Raw genomic sequence first — 9,865 nt, 5'->3', positions numbered from 1 at the left:
TTCAACAACTCCATTGACGGCGTGGCAAAACAGGCCCCCGAGGTGTTGGGCCAGTTTCTCTCTTCGATCGGCGGATCGATAACCCAGGTTCTGCAGAGCGCTGTTGATGGACCCGTCAGCCATGCTCTCGTGGCATGCGCGGTTGCCAGTGGCCGGCCGGTCGTACCCGTCCGGCTAACGGGTTCTTACAAGGCATATCGTGCTTCGCTTATCGGTCAGTTGTTGAAAACTTCCGGCGTCAAAAAAATGAGCCGCAACGCTATTCAACGCGAGGTATCGCTCGCCTTGCGCCGGTTACAGATTCTTGGCGAGCCGATGAACGCAACCGTTTCATCGAAATTCCTGGTGATGATCGATGAGGAGACAATCAAAGGCATGCCGAAAGGGCTAACGAAGAACGAACAGGCTAAATGGCTTGCGGGTTCGATCCGCTCTGCCGACGAAATTGAGAATTTGAATCTCTCGGCATGGCGCGAGCGCATCGACGTTCCCGGAATGGCGGCAAGGGCGGGCAAGGCGATACCGTTCGTAGGCAACCTTCTCGCTGGCCTTTTCCAGTTGGCCGCCTATCGGAAGGTGTCGCGGGATCTCGCCGGGTCCATGAAGGACGAAAAGATCGAAAACCAGTACAGGCTGGGGAGTGCCGCCATTGCTATTGGAGCGACTATTGCCGATATCATTTCGCAGGCGGCTGGCGCCATGGCAGAAACCACTCTGTTTATGGGGCGTGCTGTTTTTTTAAAAATCGTAGAGCAAATAATGGATGCTACGGCAAAGCGTGCGGGAGTTATTTCCGCTGGAATGAATTCATTCTGGGACGGAAAAAATTCAATTGAAGCTTTTCGCGAAAAAAATTTCGCGTTGGGCACAGATCTAGGAGTATCCGCTATATCCGGCGCCGTGGCCGCCGGCCTAATTGCGGCCGGTTCAGGAGATTGGGCAATTGTGGCGACTTTCGTTTTAATTGGCTCAGGCATCGTCGCCCCATTTCTTCACGATAACAATATCGACAAATGGCTCAAACGCTGCTACTGGGGCATTCTGGACGCAAAGGATTGTTATCAAAACGCCGAAATCGAAATGAGCGAGCTGTCCGTCGCCACCAAGAGTTAACATGGATTATACCGGACTCTATGCAAAAAAATATCGCGTCAATCGTAAACTGACTGAAGAGGAGCGCTCCAATCAGCTGCACCAAAAAGCAGCTCTTAACGTTACGCCGCTCTATAATCTTTCGGTAATCAAAATTAACTCGACCTATCTCGAATCTGTTGATCGATGGTTTCTGTATCGGGGAACGATGACGGTAATTTGTTTACTTGGTATTGCGCTTCCTTTTGTGATTTTTTTTATTCCTTTGTTAGTTATGCCATCAATAGATTGGATGGCAATTTTTACCCTTGTACCAATTTCAGCGCCGCTTTGGGTCTTGGCAACGTGGGGACTACTCAAGGAGTCGTTCCGCCGGACGCATTTCCCAATCCGCTTCAACTATCGAAACCGGATGGTGTACGTATTCAAAACCAACGGCACGGTTTTTCAGGCAAAGTGGGATGACATTTTTTTCACGCTGGGACGGTGTGAACGAATGGTCGGAATTCAGAACTGGGACATCCGCGGCCATGTTCTCGATAAAGACAGGGAAACCATACTCGAAACCTTCGCATTGCCAGGCGACGACACGAACATCGACCAGTTAAAGCAGGCATGGGAATTCTTTCGTCGCCATATGGAAGACGGGCCGGCCACAATCTATCGCGATGTCTATTGGTGCCATGATATCGCCGAACGGCGCGAGAAATTCAAGGCCGGACTCACAACGATGCTTTTCTCATTTAATGGCCACCCGATTGCTCAAATTTTGTCTTATCCGTTTTTCTTCTTCGAGGCGCTTGGCCGTTGGTTCGCGATGCGCACAAGCAAAATTCCGGCATGGCCAGCGGAAGTGGAGGCGCAATGCAAGGTTGATCCGTTCGACCCCAACCTGCGCGATGCTTCACACAACCCCGACAAGATCCCGATGGAGCCAATCAAAAATGAGTGAGTATTCCGTGGCGACTGAGATCTGACATGGATTACACCGGTCTCTACGCAAAAAAATATCGTGTCAATCGCAAGCTGACTAAGGAAGAGCGCTCCAATCGGTTGTGCCAAAATGTTCCTTTGAGGATTACGCCGTTCTACAACATTTCAGTGATAAGGATGAATTCTACCTATCTCGAGTGCATCGACCGGTGGTTTTTGTACCTAGGATTTATGACATTGATTTGTTTGCTTGGCATTGCAATTCCTTTCGCGATTTTTTTGTTCCTTTGTTAGTTACTTCGACCATGGATTGGATGGCAATTTATATCTTTGTACCAATTTCAGCGCCACTTTGGGTTTTCGCGACCTGGGGACTACTCAAAGAGTCGTTCCACTGGACGCATTTCCCAATTCGCTTCAATTATCGAAACCGGATGGTGTACGTGTTCAGAACCAACGGCACGGTTTTGCAGGCAAAGTGGAATGATATTTTTTTCACGCTCGGACGGTGTGAGCGGATGGCCGGCGCACAAAACTGGGACATTCGCGGCCATGTGCTCGATGAAGACGGGGAAACCGTGCTTGAAACCTTTGCATTGCCTGGCGACACCATGAGGATCGACCAGTTGCAGCACGCGTGGGAATTCTTTCGTCGCTACATGGAAGATGGCCCAGCTACGATCTATCGTGACGTCTATTGGTGCCACGATATCGCCGGGCGGCGCGAAAAGTTCAAGGTTGGACTCGCGTATCTCTTTTTTGGCTTGAACGGACTGCCCATCGGTCAAATCCTGCTCTCGCCTGTCTTCCTTATTACGTCGCTTGGCCGTTGGTTCGCGATGCACACAAGCAAAATTCCAGCATGGCCAGCGGAAGTGGAGGCGCAATGCAAGGTTGATTCGTTCGATCCCTACCTGCGCGATGCCTCACGCAACCCCGACAAGATCCCGATGGAGCCGATCAGAAACGAATGAGCAATTCCATCGCGGCCGAGGGCCGATACGGGCTACACGGAGCAGAACTCCAAAAACGACTCGTATCAATCAGCAAGCTGACCGAAGAAGCACTCTCCAATCAGAGGCACTAAAAAGTGCGTCCGATTGAACCGGTCAATTCTCACAAGCTTTAAATCCGAGAGGCCGCCGAGTCTTTCAGATCAGAGGAGTAAGCATGTCCCTTCCCATCGCAGTACTAGGCGATAGCACCGACCATGGCGGCCGGATCATCACAGGTTCCGATTCGCACGAGATTAGCGGCAAGCCCATTGCTCGCCTTCATGATCTGGTCGATTGTCCGAAACGGTATCCAGACGGTCGACCGCATGGTGTGAACAAGATTATCGAAGCGCATCCGACGCTAACGGTCGGCGGAATCCGGGTCGCCCTGCACGGGCACCACACCGAGTGCGGATGTTCACTTATTAGCAGCACAGTTGCGAGGATTGGATGATTGACCGTGCGAAATATCTGGGCGGCCAGACGCAGGATGTGTTGGTTTCCGTCGATTCCCCGGCCTACGCGGATGTCGTGGATCCCGATCGGAACAGAAAAACCTATGTCATCCCCCCAGGCGAAACGGAGGCGCAGCGGCTGAATGCCATTCGAGCGGCGCGAAATCCGCTGCTCGAGGCGGCACGTCCTCTATTGAGAGCGCAAGCCGACATGCCCGACAAGCTGGACAGTCACGCCAGTGAACTGCTTCGGCAAATGCTCGAACAAGAACTCCGCATCTTCCTCAAACTCTGCGAGCAAGCCAACATCCGCCGCGACCACATGGTCGGCGCCCGCTACTGCTTATGCACGGCCCTCGACGAAGCCGCGATGCAGACCGCGTGGGGCAAAGGCGGCAATAGCGGCGTCGAATGGATCACCAACGGGCTCGCGACGATTTTCCACGAAGACCGCCAGGGCGGCGACAAGGTCTACCTGCTGATTGGCCGGCTCCTCGCGGAGCCCCAGGAGCATCGCGATCTGCTGGAAGTCATTTACCGGATCCTCAGCCTCGGCTTCGAGGGCCGCTACCGGCACGAAGCCGATGGCCGGCGCAGGCATGACGCCGTGCGTCAACGCCTCTACAACGAAATCACCTCGCAGCGAGCGCCGGTTCCCGTGGCACTGTCGCCGCACTGGCAATCCAGCGTGAAAGGCAAACGGCTGTCGTTCTACGACTTTCCGGTGTGGATCACGGTTGCCGTGCTGTCGGTCACCCTGCTCGGCCTCTTCGGGTGGTTCAAGTATCAACTGCTCGGCCACGGCGCCGAAGTCCAGAAGCAGATCGCCGACATCGGACGCATGACGCCGCCCCCTGCTCCGCCGGCGCTGCATCTGAAAGTGCTGCTCAAGAACGAGATCGCGGCCGGCACGGTCAGCGTCGATGAAGATGCGCGCCACAGCAATGTCACGTTTCAAGGCGACGCGATGTTCCCGCCCGGCGGTATTGCGGTCAAGAAGTCGATGGCGCCGTTGATCGCAAAGATCGCCGACGAAATCGCGAAGGTGCCAGGCAAGATCACGGTGCTGGGCTACACGGACAACATTCCGATCCGCAGCAGGCGGTTCGCGTCGAACGACGCGCTATCAGAACAGCGCGCCACCGAAGTCCTGCAGATGCTGCAGGCCGATGGCGTGCCTGCCAGCCGGCTCGAAGCTATCGGCAAGGGCGACGCTGATCCCATCGGGGACAACCGCACGGCTAACGGACGCGCACAAAACCGGCGTGTCGAGATTGCGGTCGCAGAGTAACGAACCGGCTCCATGCCCAAGGTACAAGTATGAAGAAGTTTCTGTCGTTTCTGGTCTCGCGCCAGTGCCTCGCGCTGCTCGCGCTGATCGTCATCGCGCTGATGATCTGGTTTGTCGGCCCCTTCGTTGCGTTCGGCGGCCTCAAGCCGCTGGCCGGCGCCGGCATTCGCGTCCTGCTGATCGCGCTGCTGCTTGCCAGCATGTTGCTGTGGCTGGCAGGCTGGTCGACCAGCGTCGTGTTCGTTGCGCTTTTATGCCTGCTGATCTGGTATGCGTCGCCGCTGCTCGCATTGGGGCGCGCGTCGCCGTTCGAGCCGGTATCCGCCCGTCTGACTGCGATCGCCGTGGTGCTGACGGTGTTCATCATCTACTGGCTAGGGCGGCTCTGGTCGCGAATGCGCAACGAGGAGCAGTTCCTGCGCAAAATGCTCGACTTCGGCGGAAAGAAAGAAGCGTCGCCCGCCGCCAGCCAGCTTCGGAAAGTCGAGGCGGTTGTCGCCGGCGCGCTCGCCCGCCTCAAATCGATGCGCACTGGCGCTCGCGGACTCGGCAAGCTGTTTCAGGGCAAGCGCTACCTGTATGAGTTGCCGTGGTACATCACGCTCGGCTCGAATGCTTCCGGCAAGACCAGCGCGCTGCTCAATGCCGGTCTGTCGTTCCCGCTCGCCGAGCAGATGCACAGTTCAGCCGGCGCGCTTATGGGCGGCAGCACGGCGGTGGACTGGTGGCTCACCAACGATGCCGTGCTCATCGACACGGCCGGCTATTACACACGTCACGGAACGTCGACGAATGAGGCTTCCGCCAAGCTACCTGTGTCGGGCGAAGCGGAAAGCACCGCGATAGCCGTTCAAGCGAACGACGAAGCCGGCAATAGCGACGACAACGCCGCCCCGGCCGGGTCGAACTCTGTTGCGGCCACGTCCAGCTCGAATGCCACGGATATGCACAGGGAGCGGCAGAGCGTCGACAACGCGGAATGGCTCGGCTTTCTGGGCATGTTGCGCAAGCACCGCCCGCGCGCGCCCATCAACGGCGCGCTGCTCGCCGTCGATCTGGCCGAACTGCTCAGCGCGGACGAAGCCACGCGTATTTCCACCGCGGCCGCGCTACGCGGGCGTCTCGAAGAACTGCGCACGGAACTGGGTATCCGCTTTCCGGTTTATCTGATGATCACGAAGGTGGACCGTCTCACGGGTTTCGCCGAATACTTCGGTTCGCTGACGTCCGAGGGTCGCGCGCAGGCCTGGGGCTTCACGCTTCCGTACGGCAAGGAAACCATCGCGCGCGAAGGCCTGCGGGCGCGCTGTCATGACGAACTGACACAGCTCGGCGCGCGCCTCGCCGCGGCTGTCGACACTCGCCTGCAGGACGAATACGATGCCGGCAAGCGCCGTCGGCTCGCCGCGCTGCCCGAGGAGTTCAGCGCGTTGATCCGCTCGCTGGACGAGCTGATCGGGCGCATCTTCCTCGACTCCCGCTACGACGACACCCAGCTTCATTCGACGCTGCGCGGCGTGTATTTCACCAGTGCCTCGCAGACCGGCGACGAGACCGTAGCCGACCGTCGCACGATCGCCCAGCGCCTGAGCGCCAGTCTCGAAGAAACGCCGAACGCACCCCGTCGCGCGGAAGGCAGGCAGAGTTTCTTCCTGCACGATCTGCTCTCGAAGATCGTGTTTCCCGAAGCGCATCTGGTCAGCCCTAACCTGCGCTGGGAGTATCGCTTCCGCTCGCTGCGGCTCATCGGCCACGCGCTCGCGCTGCTGCTGTTCGTGTGGCTCGCGTTGGGGCTTCGCATCAGCTTCGGCAACAATAGCGATTACCTCGTTGCGATCGGCAACAAGACGCAAGCGCTTGCCGCAAGGGTCACGCAGCTTTACCGGCAACCCAGACCGGAAGCGGTGCCCGACACGCTGACGGCGTCGCGTGACCTGCCCGCCTATCCAGGTCTCGACCTGTCCGGCCCGGATGCCGCCTGGCGCTATGGCCTCTACACGCCGCCGGACATCGTGGCCGAGAGTCACCGCACCTACGATGCACTGGAGGACAAGCTGCTGCTGCCGCAAATCGTGCAGCGGATGGAAGACGTGATTTCGCAGGCCGTCGCGAACAAGGATTCGAAGACCGCCTACGATGCATTGCGCGTCTACCTGATGCTCTACGACAAAGGTAAATACGATGCCGGCGACGTGAAGGCATGGGTGCTCGACGACTGGGCGAAGTCCGACAGCGCGGCGGTGTTCGGCGGCCGCGCTTCGATGATCGACCACGTGCAGCAGCTCTTCTCCGGCGCACGCATCGTGCAGTCGCCGTTGATTCGCAATGACGCGCTGATCCAGCAGGTGCGAGCGTTTCTCGATGGCAGCAATGCAACCGACCGGCTGTACGAGCGCGCGAAAGCGGCGATGCAGAAAGAGGCGCCGGACGAATTCACGCTGCTCCGCGCGGTGGGCCCGCAGGCAGGGACGGTTTTTACCCGCGCGAGCGGCGCGCCGCTCTCTCGCGGCGTGCCCGGCCTTTTCACCTACGACGGCTACCACAACCTGTTCGACAAACGGCTAAAGGAGTTCGTGCAGGTCGCGCGCGTCGACGATGCGTGGGTCATGGGCCGGCCCTACCTTGCGGGTATGTCCGGCGCGGCTCAAAAAAAAACGGCTGACCTCGTAAGCCACGCGAACGACGCAGACGATGCGTTGACCGAAGCCGTGCGGCGCGAATACCTGATGGAGTACGCGCAGCAATGGGATGCCTTTCTCGGCGATATCCGCACGGTAAGCGGCACGAGTCTCGACTTCAACCTGCAGGTGCTGCGCAGCTTCGCGGCGCCTGATTCGCCGCTGGCACGGCTTGCGCGCGCCGCGGTACACGAAACCACGCTCACGCAGCCGGTGGCGTCGCCGGACGGCTCTTTCCTGCAGAAGGCGACTGACTCGTTCAACCAGAAAGCGGACCAGGCATTCGGCATCCGCGCATCGGAAGGTATCGAACGCGAGCTCGTCGACAACCATTTCGCGGCGTTGCGCGAGGTCGTCACGGGTAGCGCGCAGACGCAGGCCGGGCCGCCGCAAACGGCGGCGGCCCAGGCGGGCAAGACCGGCCTCGACGGCGTGTCGAACCTGTTGAACGACTACTATACGGCGCTGACCGTCGCGGATAACGCGCTGTCGAACAACAGCATGCCGCCCGCCAGCGACACCGCGGCCAGGCTGAAGATGACGGCCGCCACGATGCCGGCGCCGTTCCAGGCCGTGCTGCTTCAGCTTGCGGCGAGCGGCTCGCTCGAAGTGAACCAGGGGATCGGCCAGCTGCTGTCGCGCCAGATGCAGGCCGTGGTCGGCGACACCTGCCGCCTGACGATCGAGGGTAACTATCCGTTCGCGACCGACAGCAAGCGGGACGTGAGCATCGACGACTTTACGCGCGTGTTCGCACGCGGCGGCGTCATCGACGATTTCTTCACGAAGACGCTCGCGCCTTTCGTCGATACCTCCGCAAAGCCGTGGCGGTACAGGACCCTGCCCGGCGCCACGGAACCGGTGCAGGGCCCCGATCTCGAACCGTTCCAGCACGCGAAGGCGATTCGCGACATTTTCTTTGCCGGTCCGGGCCAGCAGCAGCTCAGCTGGAAGGCCGACATCCGGGTGCCGGAACTCGATCCGACGATCACCAGCCTGTTGCTCGACATCGATGGCCAGACCACGCTGTACCAGCATGGTCCCGTTACGCCGTTTACGGTGAGCTGGCCCGGGCCGCGTGGCGGCGTCCATACCGAAATCACGGCGAGCCCGCGGATCAGCCCGGACACCTCGACGATTGCGACGGACGGTCCGTGGGCACTGATGCGCCTGCTTCAGAAAGGTCACGTCGTCGAAACGGCCACGCCGGGGCGCACCCGGGTCGTGTTCGATTTCGACGGCCGCAAGGCCGTGCTGGACATCGCGAGCGCGGGAACCGTGGCGAATCCGCTGACCAGCGACGTGCTGAAGACATTCCGTTGCCCGACGTCGATGCCGATGTTCAACTTGACGGATAGCGGGCCGCCGCCGGGGCTGCCGCCTGCGGCGCCCGCGGGCCTGCCCGCTTCGGGCGCGGCCCATTGAGGGCGGCCCTTCGGTTTGGGAAATCGACGACAGTCGCCCGGGATCAGGACCATGGGCATGAAAATGCGCCTGGCGCAAACGACGACAAAACTGGCGTTTATGACCGTACCAGCGGCCCACCTCGCTCGCTACACTTGGCCCTGTAGCACGTCAAGGCTTTGCATATCACAAGCCCTTGAACCCACAGCCCCACGCTCAAGTGGCAGGTCAGCAAGCACGCCTCGAATCGAGGACGAATGAGGACGCACAGATGCACGAACTTGTGAAGTTGGCCATCGAAACGCATGGCGGGCTCGAACGATGGGCCCGGGTGCACCAGATATCCGCGGCCTTCGCCGTTTCGGGTCCCGGCTTCAAGCAGAGGGGGCCGAATGCAGAGGCCGTCGCGGCGCTACCCATGTGGGTCGTCGCCGATGCCCGCGAGCAGAAGACAACGTTCGAACCATTCGCGGCGCCCGGGCAGAAAGGCATTTACCGCCCCGACCGCACGGCGATCGAGTCGTATAGCGGCGCCCTCGTCGAAGGTCTCGACAATCCTCGAGACTCTCTGAAGAAGATAGCCCTGGAAACGGCCTGGAGCGCCCCCCAGGTGCTCTACTTCCTCATTCCGGGCAAGACTATACCCCCAGTCAATGCACCGTACCCCCGAGCCAGCAGCCGGCGCACGCGCCTTAGCTGCGAAGCGCCCGGGGTCAAGCTCACGCCCCAGACGTGGGCAATTATCGGCTGTCGCAGTTCGCGCAGGCCCGCGCGAAAGTCAAAGACTCACATCAGGTCGTCGGACGTCCGCAAAGGCCGACAAGCGCGCGTTGGGGATCGGTGTTTGGGAGTGGACCGGTCGTTCGAACGATTACTGCATGGCTCAGGCGCGCGGCAGAAAGTGGCCGGCTTCTGCCCCGTGCCAAAAGCCCGTCCGAACGCGAAGTCTGGCAAATACCGTCAACCCCGCGGACGGTATCAATCGAGCTGCCACGCAGCTGCCCGTGGATACCGTCC

The 9,865-nt window shown here is 59.7% G+C and carries 6 protein-coding genes; all 6 read left to right on the top strand.

The annotated features are described in order from the left end of the window. On the top strand, positions 1 to 1,113 hold a 1,113-nt coding region (locus VGN12_17710), incomplete at its 5' end, for a hypothetical protein (GenBank protein HEY4311290.1). Between the two features lies 1 nt (position 1,114). Then, positions 1,115 to 2,044, top strand: a complete 930-nt coding sequence (locus tag VGN12_17705; protein HEY4311289.1) for a DUF6708 domain-containing protein — start codon at positions 1,115 to 1,117, stop codon at positions 2,042 to 2,044. Between the two features lie 223 nt (positions 2,045 to 2,267). Next, on the top strand, positions 2,268 to 2,999 hold the full coding sequence (locus VGN12_17700) for a DUF6708 domain-containing protein (protein HEY4311288.1): 732 nt from the start codon (positions 2,268 to 2,270) through the stop codon (positions 2,997 to 2,999). Positions 3,000 to 3,470: 471 nt separating this feature from the next. After that, entirely contained in the window at positions 3,471 to 4,766 is a 1,296-nt protein-coding gene (gene tssL, locus VGN12_17695) for a type VI secretion system protein TssL, long form (protein HEY4311287.1), read from the top strand. 29 nt (positions 4,767 to 4,795) lie between these two features. Beyond that, positions 4,796 to 8,869, top strand: a complete 4,074-nt coding sequence (gene tssM, locus VGN12_17690; protein ID HEY4311286.1) for a type VI secretion system membrane subunit TssM — start codon at positions 4,796 to 4,798, stop codon at positions 8,867 to 8,869. Positions 8,870 to 9,137: 268 nt separating this feature from the next. Beyond that, positions 9,138 to 9,865, top strand: a 728-nt coding sequence (locus tag VGN12_17685; protein ID HEY4311285.1) for a hypothetical protein, incomplete at its 3' end; no start/stop codon positions are given.

This window comes from Pirellulales bacterium, assembly GCA_036499395.1.
Lineage (GTDB): Bacteria > Planctomycetota > Planctomycetia > Pirellulales > JACPPG01 > JACPPG01.
The sequence above is the reverse complement of the archived record's forward strand: the minus strand, read 5'-3'. Positions and strand labels throughout refer to the sequence as shown.